We start from the raw sequence: 21259 nt of genomic DNA, 5'->3' as shown, positions 1-21259 counted from the left end.
GAGCACGACCGGGGTTTCCGACGGCGCTACCCCGCCCCGCCTCCCCGCGTACGGTCCAGCCAAGGGCCGAACTCGCTCTCCCGGACCAGGCGGCCGAGCTTGCGGTACTCCTGGAGCACGGCCGAGACGATCTGCTCCATGCCGAGCGGACTGCCCGATTCCGCCGCCAGATAGGCGGCGGTCACCGCACAGGCGCGGATCGATCCACCCGCCAGCTCGAAGCGTCCCGCGCAGAATTCCAGGTCGAGTCCGGCTTCGCGGGGGATCGCCGTCCCGAGGCAGCGGTCCCACAGGGCCAGTCGCTGCCGGGCGTCCGGCATGGGGAACTCCGCGATCACATCGAGGCGCCGGGTGAAGGCCTCGTCGAGATTGCCCCGCAGATTGGTGGTGAGCACCGCGATCCCGTCGAAGGACTCCATCCGCTGCAGCAGATAGGCCGACTCCACGTTGGCGTGGCGGTCGTGCGCGTCCTTGACCTGTGAGCGTTTCCCGAAGATGGCGTCCGCCTCGTCGAACAGCAGGATGCCGTTGACGTCGGACGCCTCGACGAAGATCCTTTCGAGGTTCTTCTCGGTCTCGCCGATGTACTTGTCCACCACGGTCGACAGATCCACGACGTAGAGTTCCATGCCGAGCTCCGACGCCACCACCTCGGCGGACATGGTCTTGCCGGTGCCGGACTCGCCCGCGAACAACGCGATGATCCCGCGCCCCCGGCCACCGCCGGGACGCATCCGCCACTGCCCGAGCACCTGTTCGCGGTGACGTGCGCGCAGGGCGAGTTCGGACAGCTCGTGGCGGGTCGCGGCGGGCAGCACGAGGTCGTCCCAGCCGACCGCCGGCTCGATGCGACGGGCGAGCCGTTCGAGCCCCGCGCCGTTCTGTGCCCGGACCGCCGTGCGCAGATCCTGCGCGTCCACCGGACGGTCCTCCAGAACAGCCAGCCGGGAGGCGACAACGGCGGCCTTGCGCACCTGCTCGGAGTCGAGCCGGTAGGAGGCGGTGGCCTCGATGAGTTCCTCGTCGGCCGCCACGCTCCCGGCGGGCAGCCCGACCGACGTGCCGGCCTCGGCGAGCGCCCGGCGCCACTGCCGCGCCACGCCCGCGGGGCCGGGGGACAGGACATGGACCGGAACCGGACTCTCCGCGGTCCACAGGGGATCCCAGTTCTTCTTCCCGTACGCGACCAGAGGAGCACCGCTGACCGCCGCACAGAGGCCGCCGAGCAGCCGGGCTCTCTCGGGCCGCTCGGGGGCGAGCGCTTCCAGCGGCCCGAGGACGACCCCGCCGCCGCTCAGCCGGGCCTCGGCCGCCAGGGTCCGTACGACCTCCGCCGGTTCGGGAAGGGTGGCGAGGGCCGCGATGTCGACCACCAGCGCACGACGTCCCACGGCGAGAAGCGCCTCGACCGCCAGTCTGCCGGGGTCACCTCCCCGGTCGAGCAGATGCACCAGGCCGCTGCCCGTGCCCAGCGCCGCCGCGACCCGCAGGGCCTCCGGTCCGTTGTCCGGCTCCTCCGCGTGCGCGACCGCCCGGACGAGGCCGCGCAGCCTCCCGTCGATCTCGTCGTCGCCGAGCAGGTGGGCGGTGATCCGGTCCGGCACGCGCAGCACCCGTGAGAGCAGCGGGCGGTCGGCCTCCAGGACCTCCAGCAGTCCGTCCGCGACCAGTGGGGCGGACGGCGAGAACCGGAAGCGGCCGGAGCCCGCGGCGGGCAGCCCGCAGAGGTCGAGCGCCAGGCCGATGGTGGGCCTTCGCCGGGTGAGGTCGTCGTTGAGGTAGCCGTAGAGCCGCTCGAACCGGTTGTCGATGTCCGGGGCCATCGCGACCAGCAGGAGGTCGACGTCCAGCGGCACCAGGCCGAAGTCCTCGGCGAGTTGCCGGATCCGGCTCCCGGGCGGTGACTGCGGCGAAGGCTCGGAGCCGTGCGCCGGTACGGGTGCGAACGCGTCGCGGGACTCCACGATCCGCGCGGCCGCCTCGGGGGTGAGGTACTGCCCCCGGTACGGATCGTCCGGTTGCGGGTCGGCGGCCCGCCGGAGAGCCACGGCGTTCCTGACGCGCTGCTCGACGTGGCTCAACTGCTCCCAGAGGTCCTCGACGACCGCCGTCGGGGTGTCGGCCGGTTCGCGGACGGCACGGGCGCCCTGTGTCGTGGTCATCGGGCCGCGCCCCCGCGCCTGCGCCGGCCGGGCGGCAACTGCCGTTCCCGTTCCGCGGCGAAGCCCTGCGCGCCGGGGTCGGACGCCCCGTCGTAGCGCAGCCGGCGCCCCGGTCCCGCACCGTCGCCGTCCCGTCCGGGCGCGGTCTTCACCACCAGCCCCTCGGTGACCGGCGGTCCGGCGGCGGTCCGTTCACCGGCCAGCGGTGCCCACACACGCAGGTCGATCGCGGCCTTCAGCTCACCGCCGAGCGCGGACCAGACGTCCGAGGCGGACGGCCCGTCGGTGCCCGGACCCGCCGCCTCGATCTCCACGGCCAGCCCGAGCTCGGCGAGGCTGCCCGTGTGCATGCTGGAGGGCAGGACGTCCGACCGCACGAGGCAGCGCAACACCTCGGCGAGCAGGCGGTGTTCGTCCTGCGGTCGATTGGTCCAGGCGGTCACCAGATAGGTCAGCTCGAACCAGCGCGGCGGGGTCCGCCAGCCGATGACCACTCCCTGGTCGTCGTGCTCCTCGGCCGTGCCGGTGCGGCGGCGGGCCGCATCCTCACGGATGCGGTGGAGGAAGACGCTGATCGTGGGGGCGTTGCGCCGGGCGGACCAGTCCTTCGTCGGTGCGTCGAAGACCAGGTCGACGCCGCTCTCCTGGAGGCCGGCGTCGACCAGCAGCAGCCGCAGCCCCTCGTCCACTTCGTGGATCATCGGCGCCCCACCTCGTCCGGCGGGACGATGGTGCCGGCGACCACCAGGAAGGGCGTGGTGACCGGGCTGAACCCCGGTCCGCTTGCGGTGATCGTGCGCGGCCCCGTCTGGTCCTTCGCCAGGATCAGCAGCTGCGCGATGAACGTACGGTCCCGGCGCGGGAAGGTGGGCGGTGCGGCTGCCGTGATCCCGGGCTTCCAGCTGAGCTTCACCGGTGCCCCGGGCGGGAAGTCCTTGCCCCGTACGGAGGTGACGAACCCGGGCTTGCCGACGGCGGGCACCGCGACGATCCGGGGCTGGAGGATGCGCAGCGGTTTCCTGGAGACGTTGTCGCCGGTGTCGGCGTCGGTGCCGGTCGTGGTGAGCGTTCCGGTGATGGTCGTCCTCAGCGCCCGGTCCGGCTTGAGTACGACACGGACGACCGTGGAGGCGCCGGGTGCCAGGTCGGGCAGCGTGCACACCCCGGCGGCGCAGCCCGCCGGAAGCGGACCCGCCGGGATCCGCGCGGGCAGTCCGAGCCTCAGCCGCAGACCGGTGGCGAGCGCGTTCCGGCCGTTGCGCACGGTGTACGTCACCACCACCCGGCCGCCGACGAAGCCGGGGCTGGGCTGGGCCCGCACCGTGACGCCGGGCCCCGCCTTCGGCTCGGGCTCGGGCGCCGGAGGCCGGGGCGGCGAGGTCGTGGGAGAAGGGGTCGGCGTGGGTGTCGGAGGCACGTCCTGGACCGGCACGGTCGTTCCGGTGGCGTTGTCCGTGGGGTTCGGGTCGACCACGGCCCCGGTGACCGACCAGCCGATCCGCTGGTCTCCCGTCGTCACGCCGGTCAGCCGAGCGGTGACCTGCACACCGGCCCCGGGCGGGAGCACGCCGAGGTCGCACTGGGGCGACTCGGTTGCACAGGGCCCGTCCGGGGTGGTGAGCTCCTCCAGACGCACGCCGGGCGGGGCGTCGACGGTGAGCACGGTGCCGGGCGAGGGCGCCGGACCTCTGTTGGTGACGGTGACCGTCACCGACACGGAGGAACCGACCTCCACCGCGGGTCCGGTGGGCGGTGCGGTCAGGGTCAGGTCGACCGACTGCTGGAAGGCGGGCTCCTTCTGCCGCCCGGTGAGCCTTTCGCCGAAGGGCGTCAGCGTGCCGGAGGAGAGGTCGAGCATGGACAGCTGCTCCGGGGAGTTCGGCGCGAGCGCCCTGCGCGAACTCAGCACCAGCCGTCCCGCGTCCGGCGACCAGGCCACGTCGCGGGGCTGGAAGGGCCCGGTCCGCGAGGTGTCGGGGATGTCCTGATGGCAGGCGTCGGGGTTGTTCCGCTGGACGGACGGAAGCACGACCCGGCACTCACCGCCGGTCAGCGAGGTCACGATGATTCCGGCGCGCTCGTTGACCTGGCCGCCGCCGTCCTTCCGGTTGAAGGCGATCGAGCTGCCGTCGGGGGAGAAGGCGGGGCTGTCGTCGATCTTCTTGCATTCACCGGGGCAGATGGTGACGCTGAGGTCCCGCTGCTGGTCGAGCGCCGCCACCGGCACGGTCCAGACGTGCTTGATGCCGCCCAGCCCCCGGATCACGTGGTTGCGGGTGAACGCGAGGGTGGTGCCGTCGGACGACCAGGACGGCTGCGCGTCACCTCCTGCCAACTGGCCTTCCGGCGGAACTATCCTGCCTTCGATCGCCCCTGTTGCGACGTCCGCGATGAGAATGCTGCTCGGCCCCGGCTGCCCGTCGACCCTGCCGGGAGAGGTCCTGGTGAACGCCAGCTTGGTGCCGTCGGGCGAGAACGTGGGGTCGGTGTCCCAGTCACGGGGACCGCGCCCGTCGAGCGGCATCGCTGCCTCGTGGGTCCCGTCGGCGTCGGCCAGCCGGATCCGCTCGACGCGCTCCTTCTCCGGACCCTCGAAGCGGGTCAGGACGATGCGCCTGCCGTCCGGTGTGTAGTTCTGCCGCTCGGTCCAAGGGTCGTAGGCGTCCGCCGGATTGAACAGCGGGTCCTTGGCGGGGTCGGTGTTCGTATTGGCCTCCGGGTCCTCCTTCAGGATGGGGAGCCCGAGATCCCGCGGGTCCGAACCGTCCTGCCTGACGTCCTGGAGCGTCACGTCGTTCGCCTCGCGAGGGGTCCGCCGTGCCACGACGGAGGTCCCGGAGTCCGCGGGCCCGAGCCAGGTGGGCGATTCGACCGCACGGTCCTCGCCGAGCGTCAGGCCCGGCTCGTTCCCGTCGAAGGCGGTCGTCCGGTAGACGTGGTCGTAGTCCTTGCACCCGCAGGTCGTGTCGGGGCTGAGGAAGAGCAGGCTGTTCCCGTCCGGCAGCCAGGCGGCCGAGCGGGTGCGCCAGTCCGCCTGGACACCGGCCAGCAGGGGACGGTCGGTCCCGATGCCCTCGGTCACCCGGAGCCGGGGTCCCGTCTCCTCGTCCGTGGTGAGGGTGTACGCCACAAGAGCGCGGTGGGAGTCGTCGTCCACCGGGTTCCACTCCGGCTCGGTCGCGTCGCCGGGCGGGCCGTCACTGATCACTCGCGCCGCGCCGCCGGCCACGGCCTGTTCGTAGATCAGGCCGGTCCGCCCGGGACCGGAGTCGCAGGAGTACGCGATCCGCGAGCCGTCCGGGGAGAAGGTCGGGGAGGTCTCGTTGTTGGGGGTGTCCGTCAGCCGCCGCAGGCCGGAGCCGTCGATCCCGACGGTCCACAGTTCACGCTGGACCACACCGTCCGGCCCCCGCTCCGCGGAGTCGAACACCACGGTCCGCCCGTCCGGGGAGAGTTCGGGATGCGCGGCGTCCCGGCCGGTGGTGAGCTTGCGCACCGCTCCGCCCGCATCGCGCACGTACACCTGCGGGCGCACGCTGTCGCGCAGGCTGGTGAAGACCAGCAACTCGCCGCGTGCGGAGGGGTCCTGGTCGTAGTGGACCGGTCCGGAGCCGAACAGCGGGGCGCTGGTGGCCGGGTCGGTGACCCGGCCGAAAATGCGGTGTTCGGTGCCGGCGTAGGCGATGCGCCCCGCGTCCGCCGGCCCTTCGTCCGCCGCCGCGGCGAGCCTCGGCGCACCCTGGGGGGCGGACGCGGAACCCGCCACCAGCAACGGCGCCAGCAGCATCAAAGCGCCCGTCAGTCGGCCCAGCCGGGTATGCCTCGCAGGGCCAGCAGTGCCGGTCACGGCCCACCTCACAGTCCTGTTGATGACTCTCCAAGACAAGCATCGTGCCCTTGCGGCGCCAAGGACAGGTCCCAAGTACCCGGAGCGGGGGAAGGGGCTGTTGCCCTTTGCGGCGCCTTCCCGGCCCCTTGCCCGGCCGCTCCGGCCACGAACCCCGGCGGGCCCCCGCGCGGCGGCGTCCGCGACGCCGTCCGCACGGGAGCCCGGGGCAGGACTCAGATGAGTCCGTGTCGCATGGTGTAGCCGACGGCGTGGGCCCGATTGCGCAGTTCGAGCCTTGTCACCACCTCATGCAGAACGTTCTTGACGGTGCGTTCGGAGTACGAGGTCTTCTGCGCGATCTCCGCGGTGCCGTAGCCCTCCGACACCAGCCTGATCATCTCCGCCTCGCGCGTCGTGAGGGTGGAGAGCGAGAGTCCCCGGGGGTCGAGGACCGTGCGCTGGAGGCTGCTGACGTGGTCGAGGAGCTTTCCGAGCAGGTCGCCCGGCAGGACACCCTCGCCGTTCGCCATCGCCGTCACCAGGTGGACGAGACTGTCCTGGTCGGCCTCCCCGCGCCTCAGTACGGCGGCGACGCCGCACTCGATCATGGTCTGGAGCGCGCCCGATTCGAAGAACCCGACGACGAGTCCGGTGCGGGTCGCGGTATTGCGCTGGAGACGCTGCAGGAGCTGGACGGTGCGCTCGTCCACCATGTCCACTACTACTAAGGAGACTTGGGCCCGGTCCGCCTCGGACTCCGCTATGAGCTCTATCTCGGGCCGTGGGCGCATCTGGTGAACCACACCGGTCCGCAGGATCAGATCCTCCGCGTACACGGCTACGGAGACTCTGCCCCCGGGAGCCTCCTTGGCGCCGCTCCCGGCGGAGCGCTCCGAAGCGGTGGGCCTGCGGTACTGGCCGCGCTCCACTGCCCTGTTCTGCGTGTCTGCTGTCGTCGTCATTCGATTGTGTGCCTGTCTTTCTCAGATACTTCCGTCCGATACGCCTGTTGCCGCACTCGACCGCGTCGGCCTCCGGCAGGGTGAACGGGCCCGGGGAAGGGTCGCCGGGACATCGCGGCGTTGTGCCGTCAGGGCACCACCCCTGCCCGATCGTTGCCCTCGCGTCTCTGCTGCGCAGCCGCGGGGGCGGCCTAACGTCGCATCGTGACCACATCTGCCGAACTCGAAACGCCTACGGTGACGGTGTCGCCCGGCACCGAAGCGACGACGACACTGACCGTGCGCAACGACGGCGACATCGTCGAGGCGTACACCCTCGAAGTGGTCGGCGACTGCGCCGCTTGGAGCACCGTCGAGCCGGCGCGCGTGTCCCTCTATCCGGGGACCTCCGAGGTGGTGACCGTACGGCTCGCGCCGCCCCGGTCCCACGAGGTACGGGCCGGTGAGATGCCCCTGGGTGTCCGCGTGCTGCCCACGGAGCACCCCGAGTCGGTGGCGGTCCCCGAGGCCACGGTGATCGTCGGGCCCTTTCACGAGCTCCGGGCGGAGCTCGACCCGCGCCGGCGCTCCGGCTGGCTGGGCGCCCGGTTCCGGACCTCGGTGCAGAACAAGGGGAACACGGCGGTCGACGTCGCCCTCACCGGCAAACAGGCCGGGGAGGAACTCCGCCTGGCCTTCACCCCGGCCCAACGGCGCCTGGAACCGGGCGAGTCCGCCGAGGTGGGCCTGCGGGTACGGGCCCGGAAGCTGATCTGGTTCGGCAAGCCGGTCGTCTGGCCGTTCGAGGTCGAGGCCGCCGAAAGCACCGAACGGGACACCGACAGCGAGCAGTCCGGCCGGTCCGAGGCACTGCCCGGTGAGTTCGCGCAACTGCCCGTACTGCCCAGGTGGCTGCTGATAGTCCTGGCCGCGCTGCTCGCGCTGCTGCTCGCGTGGTTCGCGCTGGTCCGGCCCGCGGTGCGGAGCACCGCGAAGCAGGCGGCGCACGAGGCCGCACAGGAGAAGACGCCCCCCGGCGGGCAACAGGGTTCGGCAACAGGGGGCGGCACGGGCGACCCGACCGGTGGTCAGGGAGATGACAAGGGGCAGGGCAAGCCGAACGCGTCCGGAGGCTCCGGCTCGGGCGGTTCCAGTTCGGGATCGGGCGGGGGATCGGGCGGCACCCAGCAGAGCTCGGCGACGATCGATGTGCAGACCGGGTCCGGGGCCAAGAAGAACGGGACGTACCGGGTTCCGAAGGGGAAGGTATTCGGTATCACGGACATCGTGGTGGCGAACTTCCAGGGCGACGAAGGAGTGCTGACCATCTCCTTCGGGGAGCGGAAGATCACCACCATCGCTCTGGAGACCTTCCGCAACCAGGACTACCACTGGGTCACCCCCATCGAGATTCAGGAGAACGACACGGTCACCGCGTCCGTGACCTGTGCCAAACCCGGCACGCCGGCAACCGGAACTCAGGCCTCCGAATGCCACCAAGTACTCAATGTCAGTGGTGTACTGAGCGATCTCGCACCGTAGAAACAAAGTGCCTGGCCTCCTGCTTCCCCCACAGGGGATGAGAACAGCAGAAAACCCGACCGAGGGAAACCCGGCTTGCCGGTCTTTGGCAGTTTCCTTCTCCAGTGCACATTAGAGGTCTAGACCTGACGGGTTCCTCGTGGCATCGGAATCAGGTAGGGCCTTCCGGTCGCGGATCCTCCGGGGAGCGCGAAAGGGTCGGGCGGGGCGGTCGAGGGATGGATACGGTCGCCGATGCCCCGAACGGATGGTCGGGGCCTGTCCGCCCGCGCTGAATTCTGGCTGATTTCCGTCTGTCCGACGCCGATATTCCGGCCGCCGCTGACCTCGGTGCGCAGCTCCGGGAATCCCCGGGTGCGTGGCCGCGTACGTGGGCATTCACCGAAGCCGGGCATCCGTATTTCCGTCGAACCCCCTGCCGGCGGAACGGTGGACACCGTCCGTGAAGCCGGAGTCCACCTTGCTGTCACGTGACCGAAACAGGAAATGCGGCGACCGCCGCGACCGGTCCGCGGGGGGAAGCATTTCCTGTCGCACGGGTGCCCGGGAAGGCAGCACCCTTGCCCCGTGCCCAGGACCTTGAGACCTACTGTCCGCCACAGCCGCCGAGGAAGACTCGGCGGCGAACGAACGACCACGCGAAGGAGCGAGCATGCCGTCGTACCTCACCCCCGGTGTATACGTGGAGGAGGTGCAGTCCGGAGCGCGGCCCATCGAGGGAGTCGGCACCGCGGTCGCAGCCTTCGTCGGTTTCGCGGAGTCCGGCCCCTTCCACCAGCCGACGCTGGTGACGAACTGGGACCAGTACGTCCAGACCTTCGGTACCTTCACCGCCGACACGTACCTGACGCCCGCGGTCTACGGCTTCTTCGCCAACGGTGGCGGCGCGGCCTACATCGTGCGCATCGGGGGCCCCGCACAGGACTCGGCGCAGGGATCCGCCGCCGAAGTGGCCCAGCCCGCCGCCATCGGGGGATTCCTGGTCTCCGCACGGCCCGGAACGAGTGGAGACCTCTCCGTCGAGGTCGCCGACGCCGAGGGCGAGAACGTTCCGGAGGACCGGTTCCGGCTGCTGGTGCGGCAGGCCGGCAAGGTGGTGGAGACCTACGACGTCTCCACCCGCAAGAACGTCAAGGGCTATCTGGTCGCCCAGACCCGCCAGTCCAAGCTCATCCAGGTCACCGAGCAGCCCGGCGCGGCCCAGACCCGCCCCGAGAACCAGACCCTCGCCCTCGCGCCCACCGCCGCCGCCCCCGGATCCGGTGTCGCACGGCTCGACCCGGCCGAGTACGTCGGTGACGCCGCCGCCCGTACGGGCTTCGCGGGCCTCGAAGCGATCGACGAGATCACCATGGTCGCCGTTCCGGACCTGATGAGCGCCTACCAGCGCGGCGACATCGACGCCGAGGGCGTCAAGGCCGTTCAGTTGGCGGTGATTTCGCACTGCGAGCAGATGGGCGACCGGGTCGCCATCCTGGACACCCCGCCGGGCATGAACGCCCAGCGCGTCCGTACCTGGCGCAACGACGACGCCGGATACGACTCGCGCTACGCGACCGTCTACTACCCGTGGGTCAAGGTCTTCGACCCGGCGACCGGCCAGAACTCCCTGGTGCCGCCGAGCGGCCATGTGGCCGGCGTCTGGGCGCGCAGCGACGGCGAGCGCGGTGTGCACAAGGCCCCCGCCAACGAGGTCATCCGCGGTGCGCTGGACCTGGAGATCCGCCTCAGCAAGGGCGAGCAGGACCTGCTCAACCCGATCGGTGTCAACTGCGTGCGCGCCTTCCCCGGGCGCGGTATCCGGATCTGGGGCGCGCGCACCCTCTCGTCCGACCCGGCCTGGCGCTACCTCAACGTACGCCGACTCTTCAACTACCTGGAGGAGTCGATCCTCCTGGGCACCCAGTGGGTGGTGTTCGAGCCGAACGACGACCGCCTGTGGTCGAGTATCCGGCGCAACGTCACCGCCTTCCTCACCGAGGAGTGGCGCCGGGGCGCCCTCTTCGGCCGCACGGCCGAGGAAGCGTTCTACGTCAAGTGCGACCGCGACAACAATCCGCAGGAGTCGATCGACCTCGGCCAGGTCGTGTGCGAGATCGGCGTGGCCCCGGTGAAGCCGGCGGAGTTCGTGATCTTCCGCCTCGCACAGTTCTCCGACAGCACCAGCCTCGTCAACGAGTGACCCAGCAGGGTCCGCAAACGGAACAGGTGACACAGAGTCATGGCAGAGGGCGACGCTCTTTCCACCCACGTCTTCGGCGTGCAGCTCGGCGGCTATCTCGTCGAGTCGATCCAAGAGATCAGCGGCCTGACCGTCGAGGAGGAAGTCGTCGAGGTCCGTCAAGTGACCGCCGAGGGCAAGCAGATCATCCGCAAGCAGCCCGGCGCACGCCAGGCGGGCGAGGTGACGATCACCCGCGGACTCGACAAGAGCAGCGAGTTCACCAAATGGATCAAGGAGACGCTCAACAACGGGGCTGTCGACACCGCGCGCCAGAACCTGACCATCGAGATCAAGGACTCGAAGGGTGAGACGGTCCGGCGCATCCAGTTGATGCAGGGCTGGGCCAGCAAGTGGGAGGGGCCCTCGCTGAAGGCCGGCGAGTCCAGTGCGGCCACCGAGTCGGTGACCATCACCTTCGAGGAGATCGTGGTCGAATGAGGCGTAGGACCGTTACGTCGGGCGGGCTCGACGAAGTCCTCGACAGCCTTGCGTCCGCCCCGCCCGCCGCACACGAGGAGGCAGCTCCCGCACCGCCTTCGGCCCGGGACCGCGACCGTGACCAGATGGATCTGCGTACGGAGTTCGAGTTCGAGCTCCCGCGCGGTTACGTCGACGACGGGGGCCAGGTCCACCGGCGCGGCTCGATGCGGCTCGCGACGGCACGGGACGAGCTGCGCCCGCAGATCGATCTGCGGGTGAAGGAGAACCCGGCGTACCTGTCCGTGGTGCTGCTGAGCCAGGTGATCACCCAGCTCGGCACCATCACCGATGTGCACGCCGGGGTCGTCGAGCGGATGTACGCGACGGATGTGGCGTTCCTCCAGGACTTCTACCGCCGGATCAACAGCGAGGGCCACACGCACGCCGCGGTGACCTGCCCGCTGTGCCACGGGGCGTTCGAGGTGGACCTCTCGGGTGGGCGCCTGGGGGAATCGTGACGTACGCGCTTCCCCGATTGCGGGAGGAGATCGCGTACGTCGCCTACCACTTCCATTGGCAGCGAGAGGACATTCTCGACCTCACCCACGGCGAGCGTCAGGAATGGGTGCGGGAGATAGCGCGGATCAACACCCGCGTCAACGAAGGCGGGTGATCGTGTGGGGATCGGAAACTGGCTCCGCCGGGGGGACCGGCAGCAGCCCGGAACGCCGTCCCGGGGCGGAGCCGGAGCCGAGACCCGGCACGCTCCGGAACCGGCGGCCGACCGGAGCGACAGCGGGGCCGGTCAGCGGGATGGCGTCCGGGGCGGGGACTGGGACGGCGGCTGGCGGCAGGTCGCGCCCCCGACGGTGACCGTCGCCCGGTCCTCGATCGGGGTGAGCGACGGACTGCGGTTCAGGGACGGCCTCGCCTCGTGGCAGGACCTCGCCTTCGGGAGCGAACTCGGCCATGCCGTACTGCCGTCCGCGCCGGTGGGCCTCATCCATAGCGTCGCCCGTCCGGGCAGCGCGCGTTCCGAGTCTCCCGGTGGACCGCTGCTGTTGCGTGCCGCCCGGACCGGAACGGACGGGGAAGCGGAACCTGCTGCGGGCCTGCCGTCCGCCGCAGCGGGCAACGCGGCAGGCAGGGGCAGGGCGGGCGGGAAGCCGGCCCCTGCGACTGCAACCGTCCAGCGGTCGAGCCGCACGGTGTCCTCCCGTCCTTCGTCCGCCCCTGCCTCGTCCGCCCCTGCCTCGTCCTCCCGCTCCTCGTCCTCCCGCTCCTCCGGGAGCGGGGCACCGGGGCAGCGGACCGGCGGTGGTGGCGCAACCGCTCCGGAAGCCACGGCGGAGGCGGCCCCGGCGAAGGGCACGGTGCCCGCCGCGGCTCCGGGACCGGCTTCGAGTCCGGCCGCCGCGTCGGCGTCGCGGCATCCCGCGGGCGCCGAGCCGGCACCGGTTTCGCCCCAGCGGGCCCGGCCCGCGGCCGTACGTCCGCGGCGGACCGCCTCCCCCCTGATCATTGCCAGGCGTCCGGCGATGGCACTGCGACACATCGCCGGGATCCTGCCGGCCACGACCTCCGCATCGGCCAATCCCGTCACCACCACCGCTGTGCAGCAGGGCGCGTCGCAACAGACCGCGCCCGCCGGTCCGGACGTCGGCACCGACCGTCCCACCGCCGCACCGGTGCGTCCCGCCCTGGGCAAGCCCCTGAGAGAACTGCCCACCGGGGCCGTACCGTCAGGTCCGGCAGCGCGGAGCGAGGTCGTACCGTCCGCCCCGGAGGGGCAACAGACAGCGGACATGCCTGTACTTCAACGCCAGACATCGGAGACGGAAACCTCTCCGGCAACCCCTTCGGAAACCTCTCCGGCAACCCCTTCGGCAACCCCTCCGGTGACCGCGCGTTCGCCAGAAGCGGCGAAGCCGTCGGTGCGTCAGCCGTCGTCTCCGGACGTTCGGTCCACGGAAGCCAGGTCTCCGGAGGTTCGGGCCCCGCAGCCGCCACAGCCCGACCGGTCCGGCTCACCGGCTCGTGCCCGGGGCGGGATCGGTACCCCCCTTCCCTCGCTTCCGCCGACGGCCAGGCTCCGGAACGCTGCTCCGCTGCTCGGCGACCGTCGTGGGCCTCAGCCGGGAACCACGGGCCCGCGGCAAGGCGCGACGCCGACGGGGGAGCCCGGGGCGCCCCCGTCCTCCGTACCTGCCAAGCCGATGTCGAAGCTTCTGAACGAGCCTTCCGCGATGCCGGTGCGGACGCCCCCCGTGCCTGCCCTGCCCGATGCGTCCGCACCGCAACCCGCGGTTGTCCAGCGCGCGGCGGACACCACGCGTCCGAGCACGCCCATCAGCACCCCTGCCCCTGCCGCTGCGCCGGTACGTGTCCGGAGGATCACCCCGGAGCGGGAGACGGGACGGACATCCGGCCCCGCCTCCTCGGCGGCGGGGCCGATGCCCGCCGTCCAGCGGTCACGTGCCCTGCTCGCAAGCAGGGCCCTGAAGGTGAGCACCGGCTCCGGCGAGGGCTTTTCGGCGCCTGCGTCAGGCAGCGCGGCCCGGCCGGTCGTGGCAGCCACCTGGCGCCGTGATGGCCGTCAGCCGGGGCCCGATGTGCCGTCGGCGGGGCCCGGGAGCACGCGGACCGGGGAGCACCGGACGCCGCCGGGTGCCGCACCCGGGCCGGCACTTCCTCACCCGAGCACCCGCCCCTCCGAACCTGCTGCGCCGAACCGGACACGTGCGACCGGCCAGGTGCCGACGCCCGGTGGGCCGACGCCCGGGACTGCGGTGCCTCGGACTACGGCGCCTGGGACTGCGTCGCCCGGGAGTACGGTGTCTCGGACTACGGCGCCCGGGACTACGGCGCCCGGCGGAACCGTCCAACGTCTCGTGCCCGGGAGCCCGTCGCCCGGCACCACGCGGAGCGGGACGCACCCCGGCCGGACGCCTGCCGATGACCCCACTCGCGTTCCGGGGACCGGGGCCGGAGCCGGGCCCGGAGCCGGGCCCGGAGCAGCGACCGGGGCCCGCGTCGGCGCCGACCGGACGGGTCGCGGACCGGGGGTCGGCGGCTCGCTCCTGCGGCGGCTCGTACAGCGTTCGGTACGCGGCGGCGCGACCACGCCACCGTCCCGTCCCGACGCCCACCTGCCGGAGCAGAGCCCCGTGGAGTCAGGCTCCGCCCGCCGCCCCGGACCGCCGTCCCCGCCACCACGACCCGCACCCCCGACCGCGCACGTGGCCCCCTCCGCACACCCTCTCGTGCCGTCCGCCGCACAGCCGGTTCCGGTCGTGCGTCCGCATCCGCCCGCAACGGACCGGCCGGGAGCAGCCGCCGTGCCCGTACAGCGGATGGCGTTTCCGGTAGTGGCGGATTCCGGCGCTCCCATGGCCACCGGACCGGCGGCCGGAGCCGGTGCTCCTCTTCCCGGACCACCGAGCCTTTCGGTACGGGTTCCGCAACGCGCACCCGCTCCGGCCGCCGGAGCGGGCGTCTCCGGGGCCACGGCCGAGGTGCTTCAGCGCGCGGCGGCCGACGCCGGAATCACCGGTGTTCCGGTGAGGGCGGCCCCGGTGAAGCCCGCCGCGCCGTCGGGAAGGACCGGCCCGGCCGGATCGGCCGACTCGGCCACCGCGGACGCTCCGCCCGCGAACCGGGTCACCGCCGCGGACATCGAGGAACTGGCCCGTCGTCTGCTCGATCCGGTGAGCCGGCTGATCCGCGCGGACATGCGCAGAGGGCGGGAACGTACCGGACGGTTGTACGACGGGCGCCGCTGACAGCGGCCCGAACAGCTGAACACGGCACGGCACTTGGAAACAGCAGAGAAGAAGAGAAGCACATGACGGACAACATCTTCGCGACGAGCGTCTTCTTCAAGCTCGTCATCGGCGGCAGTGACCTGGGGGCCTTCCACACCTGCTCGGGCCTGGGCGCCGAGGTGGAGATGGAGCAGTACGCCGAGGGCGGCAACAACGGGTTCACCTGGCAGCTGCCGGGACGGATCACCTGGACCAACATCACGCTGACCCGCCCCGTCACCGCCGACACGCTCAAGATCGCACGGTGGCTGAACGAGACGATCCAGCGGGTCGAACCCAAGGACGGCGAGATCGTCGCGCTCCGTCCGGACCTCAGCCGCATCATCAGCTGGCAGGTGCACGGCATCGTGCCGGTCCGCTGGCAGGGGCCGTCCTTCGACCCCGCCAGTTCCCAGGCGGCGATCGAGACGCTGGAGATCGCACACGAGGGCCTGGAGCCCTCCTGATGGATCGTCACGTCCCTTAGCAGGTACAGGTAGCAGAGAAGATCGGGAAGGAGGAGCGCAATGTCACCCGCTGTCCGTACGAGCCGTGCTCGCGCCCAGCTGACCATCATGGAACCGCCGACGACCGTCGGCGCCAAACCGGGCGGGACCCTCGCCCGGCTCACCTTGCAGTTCAACCCCGCCAAGCTGTCGCTGAGCAAGAGCACCGAGTGGCGGCGCACGCCGTCCCGGATGGCCGGGCAGTCCGCGCTGCCCGAATTCGTGGGCAGCGGGCCCCGGGCGCTGTCCCTGGAGGTCTTCCTGGATTCCACGGCCACCCACGACAACTCGGTGGAGAAGGCGGTGGAGCAGCTGATGACGGCGTGTGTGCCCACACCGAGCAGCCTGGCCCGCAAGACGCCCGCGAGCCCCTGGGTCCGCTTCGACTGGGGCACGTCGAAGACCACCTCGTTCGACGGTGTGCTGTCCAACCTCTCCGTCTCGTACACCCTCTTCGACGTCGACGGGAAGCCGCTGCGCGCCACCTGCGCCCTGTCGATCGAGGAGGCGAGCGTGGATCCGGCGGGCCAGAACCCCACGTCCGGCTCGCGGGAGGCACGTCGTACGCACCGGGTCGTCGCCGGGGACAGCCTGCCGCTGCTCGCCTGGCGGGAATACGGCGACGCCACCGCCTGGCGCACGATCGCGGAGGCCAACGACGTGGACGACCCGATGCAGTTGATCCCCGGCAGGGAGCTGGTCGTGCCTGGACTGGAAGATCACGCTCCGGAGGGCAGCCGATGACCGCCGCCGGCCGCTCCTTCGCCGCGGATCCGATCGTCGAGGCCCCCGGCGAGCTGCCACCGGCCTGGGCCGCCCAGCTGGTGAGCTGCGTGGTCGACGAGAACGTCGGCCTGCCGGACACCGCCGTGCTGACGTACCGGGACCCCGATCACAAGCTGCTCACCGCCACCGGGATGACCATCGGCACCCCGCTGAAGATATCCGTGGTCACCGTGCAGGAGCGGGTGCGCGAGCGGCTGTTCACCGGTGAGGTCACCGCGGTCGAGCTGGACAGCGACACCACCGGTTCGTTCACGGTGGTCCGCGCCTTCTCCAAGGCCCACCGGCTCCAGCGCGGACGGAAGGTGGTGGCGTTCCGCAACATGAAGACCGCGGACATCGTCCGCAAGGTCGCCGCGGGCGCCGGGCTGGCCTGCGGAAGGATCGAGGCCGCGCCCATCACGTACAAGCAGCTGACCCAGCCCAATGTCTCGGACTGGGAGTTCCTCCAGTACCTCGCGGGCGAGAGCGGTGCGCACGTGCGGGTGGACGACAAGGGCCTGTTGCAGTTCGTGAAGCCCAAACCCGCCGCGTCGGCCCCCTCGCCGGCCACCTCCGCCACCCGCCACCCGATGGTCCTGGAGTACGGACGCAACCTGCTGGCCCTGCGGGCCGTGCTGACCGGGGCGGACGGGGCGGACAGTGTGGAGGTGCGCGGCTGGAACGTCGACACCAAGACACGGCTGGTGGCCCGCGAGCAGTCCATCCGCAGCGACACGGTGTCCCCCGGGATGAGCCCGTCGCTGGCGGCCGGGGCGTTCGGCCCGAACGCCCGGATGACGGTCACCGACACCCCGTACCGGACCCAGGCCGAGGCCAGGGCCGTGGCCGGTTCGGTGGCCGCCTCGGTGAGCTCCGGATTCGGTGAGATCGAGGCGGTCGCCGAGGGCAATCCCCAGCTGCGGGCGGGGGAGCCGGTGGCCCTCGGCAACGTCGGACCGGCGTTCGCCGGGCGCTACACGGCGACCGCCGCGCACCACGTACTCGAACCGAACGGCGGCTACCGCACCACCGTGCTGGTCAGCGCGGCGCCCGACCGCTCGTTGGCGGGACTGACCAGCGGCTCGAACGCACCCTCGCGCGGCCCGCGCATGCCGGGTCTCGCGATCGGCGTGGTCACCGACATCCGCGAGGGCAAGGCCGAACGCGGCTGGGTCCGGCTCAAGTTCCCCTGGCTCGACGACACCTATGTGACCGACTGGGTCCGCACGGTGCAGTGGGGCGGCCAGGGCGGCGGCGGGGTATTCAGTCCCGAGGTCAACGACGAGGTGCTGGTCGGGTTCGAGCAGGGGCTGCTGGACAGCCCCTATGTGCTGGGAGGCCTCTACAACGGGGTCGACAAGCCCTCGCGCCACGACGTCCCGCTGGTCGACCCGACCAGCGGCAAGGTCAACCGCCGTTCCCTGGTGTCCCGTTCGGGCAACCGGCTGGAGCTTCTGGACGCCCCGCGCGGACCGTCCGGTGTCCGGCTGGCCACCGGCGACAAACGGCTCGAAGTCACCCTGGACGAGCGGCGGAACGAGATCGCGCTGACGGTGTACGCCCCCGGCGGCAACCGGGCATTGAGTTCCGTGAAGCTCTCCGCGTCCGGGATCACCCTCGACGCCGGAACGGGCGACGTGAACATCAAGGGCAGCTCGGTGACCGTCAACGGCAAGACGGGGGTCACCATCGACGGCGGGCTGCTCGGGGTGCTCAAGGCCAGACTCATCAAGATCAACTGACGGTCCGCCATCCATCCGATGCCTTCAGAAGTCCCATTCCCAGCAAGGAGAACCCCGGCCATGCCCCCCGCAGCCCGCACGGGCGACAGCACCGCCCACGGCGGCCTCATCGGTACCCCGCCCCCGGGCGCGGTGGCCGTCGCCACCGTGCTGATCGGCGGCCGGCCCGCGGCCGTCACCGGGAGCCTGCACGTGTGCGTCGTCCCCCCGCACGCCGCACTCGGGCCGGGGAACGTGATCATGCCCAACCCGGCCGCCGCGGTCACCGGACAGGTCCTGATCGGCGGGCTGCCCGCCGCCCGGATGCGGGACAACACCTCCTGCGGCGCACCCATCATCAGCGGAGCACTGAACGTACTGATCGGGGGCCCGATGTGAGCGGCGGCGGATTCATCGGACGGGGCTGGGGCTTCCCGCTGCGGGTCGGCGCCACGGGCGGCATCGTCATGGTCGAGCGGGACCGGGAGATCGAAGAGGCGATCGGGCTGGTGCTCGGCACGGCGCCGGGTGAACGGCCGATGCGCCCGGAGTTCGGCTGCGGTATTCACGACTACGTCTTCGCCCCCGGTGACGGTGCCACCGCCGGGCGCATCGCGCACGAGGTCCGCACCTCGCTGGAGCGGTGGGAGCCGCGCATCGAGGTGACCGACGTGGTGATCGCGTTCGATGCCATCGAGGAGGGCACCCTGTACATCGACGTGCACTACACCGTGCGGGCCACGAACGACCTGCGCAACCTCGTCTTCCCCTTCTACACCATCCCGTCATCCGAGGGATCCGAAGAACCGGGAGTGCGCTGATGGCCCTGCCCTCACCCAACCTGGACGACCGGCGTTTCCAGCAACTCGTCGACGAGGCCAAGCGGTACGTCCAGCAGCGCTCTCCCGAGTGGACCGACCACAACGTGTCGGACCCCGGGGTCACGCTCATCGAGACGTTCGCGTACATGGTCGACCAGCTGCTGTACCGGCTGAACCGGGTACCGGACAAGAACTACTCGGCCTTCCTCGACCTGCTGGGCGTCACGTTGTTCCCGCCGTCGGTGGCACGGGCGGAGGTCGACTTCTGGCTGTCCGCGCCGCAGCCGGAAACCGTGCGGCTCCCGGCGGGCACGGAGGTCGCCACCTCACGCGGCGAGGCCGAGGAGGCAGTGGTGTTCTCCACCTCCGACGACCTGTCGATCGTGCCGAGTTCGCTGGTCCGGCTGGTCACCGCACCGGTGTCGGGCGACCAGACCGACCGCACCGCACCGCTCGGCGCCGGCAAGGACATCCCGTGCTTCCAGCCCCGGCCGGAGCCCGGAGACGCCCTGCTGTTCGGGCTGCCCACCGCCGTGCCCCGGTGCATCGTCGCCGTGCGCCTGGACAGCCGGGTGGAGGGCGTGGGCGTCGACCCGCGGCAGCCGCCACTGGTGTGGGAGGCGTGGGACGGTGCCCGCTGGGTCACCTGCCAGACCGGCACCGACAGCACCGGCGGGCTGAACAGGCCCGGCGAGGTGATCGTGTTCGTTCCCGCCGGACACACCGCGTCGGTGACCGCGGGGACCCGGGCGGGATGGCTGCGCTGCCGGGTCACCGCGCCGGAACCGGGGCAGCCGTTCTACTCGGAGTCGCCGACGATCCGGGAGGCCGAGGTGTTCACCGTCGGCGGCACGATGGGCGTCGAACACGCGGAGACCGTCCTCGACGTTCCGCTCGGCAGCTCCGAGGGCGTCGCCGGGCAGAGGTTCTCCGTGAGCAGGGCGCCGCTGCTGCTGGACGGGGAGCCGCCGGTCGTCCAGGTGTCCTCCGCGGAGGGCTGGCAGGTCTGGACCGCGGTGGAGCATTTCGGCGCCTCCGCCCCGCACGACCGGCATGTGCGGATCGACGCCGTCTCCGGCGAGTTCGCGTTCCCGCCGGAGGTGCGCGAGCCGGACGGGACGATGCGCGCCTACGGTGCGGTGCCCGAGAAGGGCGCGCAGCTGCGGGTTCCCCGCTACCGCACGGGCGGTGGGGCGGCCGGCAACGTCGCCCGGGGGGCCATCTGCGTGCTGCGCAGCTCGGTGCCGTACGTGGCGGGCGTGGACAACCGCGAGGCGGCCCGGGGCGGGGTCGACGGCGAGACCGTGGAGAACGCGAAGGTCCGGGCGCCCAACATCCTGCGGGTGCAGGAGCGGGCGGTCACGGCCGGGGACTACGAGGCCATCGCCCGCGAGGCCGCACCTTCCCTGCGCAGGGTTCGGTGCCTGCCGGCCGTCGCGGGCGAGGGCGGAGCGGTACGGGTCCTGGTGGTGCCCGACGCGGTCGCCGACGAGGGGGGCCAACTGCGGTTCGAGCAGCTGATCCCGTCGGACTCCGTGCTCTCGACGGTCACGGCGCGACTCGACGAACGTCGCCTGGTCGGCACCAGGCTGTTGGTGGAACCGCCCGCGTACCAGGGCGTCACCGTGGTCGCCAGGCTCGTGACGGCCGGTGGTGACGTGGACCGGGTCCGCGCGGAGGCGGTCGCTGCACTGTTCCGCCACATCGACCCGCTGCGGGGCGGAGCGGAGGGCACCGGGTGGCCGTTCGGCAGGCCGGTGCAGTACGGCGAGATCTTCGCCGTGCTCCAGGGCGTGCGGGGGGTGGGCCTGGTGGAGGAGGTACGGATGTTCCCCGCGGACCCGATCACCGGCAGGCGCGGGGCGGCGGTGCAGCGGATCGATGTCGCCCCGGGCGCCCTGGTCTTCTCGCACCAGCACCAGGTCGAGGTCATCGCGAGCGTGGCCGGTGACGGCTCATGACCAGAGCCGCGGTACCCGGGCTCCCCAGCCGCTACCCGATCGGCGGGCTGCTGCCCGCGCTGTACGCGGACGACGACCTGGCCCAGCGGTTCACGGCGGGCCTCGACACCGTCCTGGCACCCGTCCTGTCCACCCTGGACAACCTTCCCGCCTACTTCGATCCGTCGCTGGCTCCGGCCGACTTCCTGCCCTGGCTGTCGTCCTGGGTGGCGGCCGATGTCGATCCGGCGTGGCCCGATGAGCTGCGGCGGGCCGTGGTCGCCCGCGCCGTCGAACTGCACCGGTGGCGCGGCACCCGCCGCGGCCTGATCGAACACCTCCGGCTCTGCTTCGGCGTGCATGCCGACGTCCAGGACGGCGGCGGCGCCACGTGGTCGTCCGAGCCGGGCGCGGCGCTGCCTCCGCCGCCGACCGGGGAACTGCTGGTGCGCGTCTGGGCGTTGCACGGAGGACCGGTGGACGCGAGCCGCGTCCGGGACGTCGTCGCGGCCTCGTGCCCCGTACACCTCACGTGCCGGGTGGAGATCCTGCCGGGCCCGCCAGACGAGACAGGAGACTGACGCG

The 21259-nt window shown here is 71.7% G+C and carries 19 protein-coding genes; 13 read left to right on the top strand and 6 right to left on the bottom strand.

Features of this window, described 5'->3' with window-relative positions:
• Window positions 1-26: 26 nt before the first annotated feature.
• From ACFVX4_RS29185 to ACFVX4_RS29170, 4 genes are all read right to left on the bottom strand, one after another.
• Complete coding sequence (locus tag ACFVX4_RS29185) at window positions 27-2162, bottom strand: ATP-binding protein (protein ID WP_389982602.1); 2136 nt, start codon at window positions 2160-2162, stop codon at window positions 27-29.
• Window positions 2159-2863: a DUF4255 domain-containing protein gene (locus ACFVX4_RS29180; protein WP_389982599.1), complete on the bottom strand. Its 705-nt coding sequence runs from the start codon at window positions 2861-2863 to the stop codon at window positions 2159-2161. Before ACFVX4_RS29180 ends, ACFVX4_RS29185 begins: the two co-directional genes overlap by 4 nt.
• Complete coding sequence (locus ACFVX4_RS29175; RefSeq protein WP_389982596.1) at window positions 2860-6009, bottom strand: hypothetical protein; 3150 nt, start codon at window positions 6007-6009, stop codon at window positions 2860-2862. Before ACFVX4_RS29175 ends, ACFVX4_RS29180 begins: the two co-directional genes overlap by 4 nt.
• A gap of 215 nt (window positions 6010-6224) precedes the next feature.
• Window positions 6225-6953, bottom strand: coding sequence for a LuxR C-terminal-related transcriptional regulator (locus ACFVX4_RS29170; protein WP_389982593.1), 729 nt, complete (start codon window positions 6951-6953; stop codon window positions 6225-6227).
• 204 nt (window positions 6954-7157) lie between these two features.
• Here ACFVX4_RS29170 and ACFVX4_RS29165 point away from each other — a divergent pair, with 204 nt between their 5' ends.
• The 5 genes from ACFVX4_RS29165 to ACFVX4_RS29145 all read left to right on the top strand — a co-directional run bounded on the left by ACFVX4_RS29165 (window position 7158) and on the right by ACFVX4_RS29145 (window position 11791).
• A complete protein-coding gene (locus tag ACFVX4_RS29165; RefSeq protein ID WP_389982590.1) occupies window positions 7158-8474 on the top strand; it encodes a hydrolytic protein in 1317 nt (438 codons plus the stop codon).
• Between the two features lie 652 nt (window positions 8475-9126).
• A complete protein-coding gene (locus tag ACFVX4_RS29160) occupies window positions 9127-10656 on the top strand; it encodes a phage tail sheath family protein (protein ID WP_389982586.1) in 1530 nt (509 codons plus the stop codon).
• 39 nt (window positions 10657-10695) lie between these two features.
• On the top strand, window positions 10696-11136 hold the full coding sequence (locus ACFVX4_RS29155) for a phage tail protein (RefSeq protein ID WP_072486912.1): 441 nt from the start codon (window positions 10696-10698) through the stop codon (window positions 11134-11136).
• Window positions 11133-11636 carry a hypothetical protein gene (locus ACFVX4_RS29150; protein WP_389982583.1) on the top strand — a complete coding sequence of 168 codons (504 nt, stop codon included), beginning with the start codon at window positions 11133-11135 and terminating at the stop codon, window positions 11634-11636. The genes ACFVX4_RS29155 and ACFVX4_RS29150 overlap by 4 nt, the downstream gene beginning before the upstream one ends.
• Window positions 11633-11791: a DUF6760 family protein gene (locus ACFVX4_RS29145; RefSeq protein ID WP_266430796.1), complete on the top strand. Its 159-nt coding sequence runs from the start codon at window positions 11633-11635 to the stop codon at window positions 11789-11791. Before ACFVX4_RS29150 ends, ACFVX4_RS29145 begins: the two co-directional genes overlap by 4 nt.
• Before the next feature lie 132 nt (window positions 11792-11923).
• Here ACFVX4_RS29145 and ACFVX4_RS29140 read toward each other — a convergent pair whose 3' ends face one another.
• A complete protein-coding gene (locus ACFVX4_RS29140; protein WP_389982580.1) occupies window positions 11924-12673 on the bottom strand; it encodes a hypothetical protein in 750 nt (249 codons plus the stop codon).
• A 576-nt stretch (window positions 12674-13249) separates the two neighbouring features.
• On the bottom strand, window positions 13250-13696 hold the full coding sequence (locus tag ACFVX4_RS29135; RefSeq protein ID WP_389982577.1) for a hypothetical protein: 447 nt from the start codon (window positions 13694-13696) through the stop codon (window positions 13250-13252).
• A gap of 811 nt (window positions 13697-14507) precedes the next feature.
• Between ACFVX4_RS29135 and ACFVX4_RS29130 the strand changes: the two genes are divergently transcribed.
• The 8 genes from ACFVX4_RS29130 (at window position 14508) to ACFVX4_RS29095 (ending at window position 21255) form a co-directional block, all read left to right on the top strand.
• Window positions 14508-14900, top strand: a complete 393-nt coding sequence (locus ACFVX4_RS29130) for a hypothetical protein (RefSeq protein ID WP_389982574.1) — start codon at window positions 14508-14510, stop codon at window positions 14898-14900.
• A 62-nt stretch (window positions 14901-14962) separates the two neighbouring features.
• On the top strand, window positions 14963-15388 hold the full coding sequence (locus ACFVX4_RS29125; protein ID WP_266430804.1) for a phage tail protein: 426 nt from the start codon (window positions 14963-14965) through the stop codon (window positions 15386-15388).
• Between the two features lie 60 nt (window positions 15389-15448).
• The gene (locus ACFVX4_RS29120) at window positions 15449-16171 is read left to right on the top strand and encodes a LysM peptidoglycan-binding domain-containing protein (RefSeq protein ID WP_389982571.1); all 723 of its coding nucleotides are present in this window, start codon (window positions 15449-15451) and stop codon (window positions 16169-16171) included.
• On the top strand, window positions 16168-17934 hold the full coding sequence (locus ACFVX4_RS29115) for a VgrG-related protein (RefSeq protein ID WP_389982569.1): 1767 nt from the start codon (window positions 16168-16170) through the stop codon (window positions 17932-17934). Before ACFVX4_RS29120 ends, ACFVX4_RS29115 begins: the two co-directional genes overlap by 4 nt.
• Before the next feature lie 60 nt (window positions 17935-17994).
• A complete protein-coding gene (locus tag ACFVX4_RS29110; RefSeq protein ID WP_329816656.1) occupies window positions 17995-18312 on the top strand; it encodes a PAAR domain-containing protein in 318 nt (105 codons plus the stop codon).
• On the top strand, window positions 18309-18734 hold the full coding sequence (locus tag ACFVX4_RS29105) for a GPW/gp25 family protein (RefSeq protein WP_389982566.1): 426 nt from the start codon (window positions 18309-18311) through the stop codon (window positions 18732-18734). The genes ACFVX4_RS29110 and ACFVX4_RS29105 overlap by 4 nt, the downstream gene beginning before the upstream one ends.
• Entirely contained in the window at window positions 18734-20695 is a 1962-nt protein-coding gene (locus ACFVX4_RS29100) for a putative baseplate assembly protein (RefSeq protein ID WP_389982563.1), read from the top strand. Before ACFVX4_RS29105 ends, ACFVX4_RS29100 begins: the two co-directional genes overlap by 1 nt.
• Window positions 20692-21255: a phage tail protein I gene (locus tag ACFVX4_RS29095; RefSeq protein ID WP_389982561.1), complete on the top strand. Its 564-nt coding sequence runs from the start codon at window positions 20692-20694 to the stop codon at window positions 21253-21255. Before ACFVX4_RS29100 ends, ACFVX4_RS29095 begins: the two co-directional genes overlap by 4 nt.
• Window positions 21256-21259: the final 4 nt, after the last annotated feature.

Origin of the sequence: Streptomyces sp. NPDC058240, assembly GCF_042882135.1 — a bacterium.
Taxonomy (GTDB): Bacteria; Actinomycetota; Actinomycetes; order Streptomycetales; family Streptomycetaceae; genus Streptomyces.
The sequence above is the reverse complement of the archived record's forward strand: the minus strand, read 5'-3'. Positions and strand labels throughout refer to the sequence as shown.

Coding starts and splice junctions, on each gene's coding strand:
- ACFVX4_RS29185 (WP_389982602.1), bottom strand. CDS start 2,162: ATGACCACGACACAGGGCGCCCGTGCCGTCCGCGAACCGGCCGACACC.
- ACFVX4_RS29150 (WP_389982583.1), top strand. CDS start 11,133: ATGAGGCGTAGGACCGTTACGTCGGGCGGGCTCGACGAAGTCCTCGAC.
- ACFVX4_RS29125 (WP_266430804.1), top strand. CDS start 14,963: ATGACGGACAACATCTTCGCGACGAGCGTCTTCTTCAAGCTCGTCATC.
- ACFVX4_RS29160 (WP_389982586.1), top strand. CDS start 9,127: ATGCCGTCGTACCTCACCCCCGGTGTATACGTGGAGGAGGTGCAGTCC.
- ACFVX4_RS29130 (WP_389982574.1), top strand. CDS start 14,508: ATGGCCACCGGACCGGCGGCCGGAGCCGGTGCTCCTCTTCCCGGACCA.
- ACFVX4_RS29120 (WP_389982571.1), top strand. CDS start 15,449: ATGTCACCCGCTGTCCGTACGAGCCGTGCTCGCGCCCAGCTGACCATC.
- ACFVX4_RS29095 (WP_389982561.1), top strand. CDS start 20,692: ATGACCAGAGCCGCGGTACCCGGGCTCCCCAGCCGCTACCCGATCGGC.
- ACFVX4_RS29170 (WP_389982593.1), bottom strand. CDS start 6,953: ATGACGACGACAGCAGACACGCAGAACAGGGCAGTGGAGCGCGGCCAG.
- ACFVX4_RS29155 (WP_072486912.1), top strand. CDS start 10,696: ATGGCAGAGGGCGACGCTCTTTCCACCCACGTCTTCGGCGTGCAGCTC.
- ACFVX4_RS29180 (WP_389982599.1), bottom strand. CDS start 2,863: ATGATCCACGAAGTGGACGAGGGGCTGCGGCTGCTGCTGGTCGACGCC.
- ACFVX4_RS29115 (WP_389982569.1), top strand. CDS start 16,168: ATGACCGCCGCCGGCCGCTCCTTCGCCGCGGATCCGATCGTCGAGGCC.
- ACFVX4_RS29100 (WP_389982563.1), top strand. CDS start 18,734: ATGGCCCTGCCCTCACCCAACCTGGACGACCGGCGTTTCCAGCAACTC.
- ACFVX4_RS29110 (WP_329816656.1), top strand. CDS start 17,995: ATGCCCCCCGCAGCCCGCACGGGCGACAGCACCGCCCACGGCGGCCTC.
- ACFVX4_RS29140 (WP_389982580.1), bottom strand. CDS start 12,673: ATGTGTCGCAGTGCCATCGCCGGACGCCTGGCAATGATCAGGGGGGAG.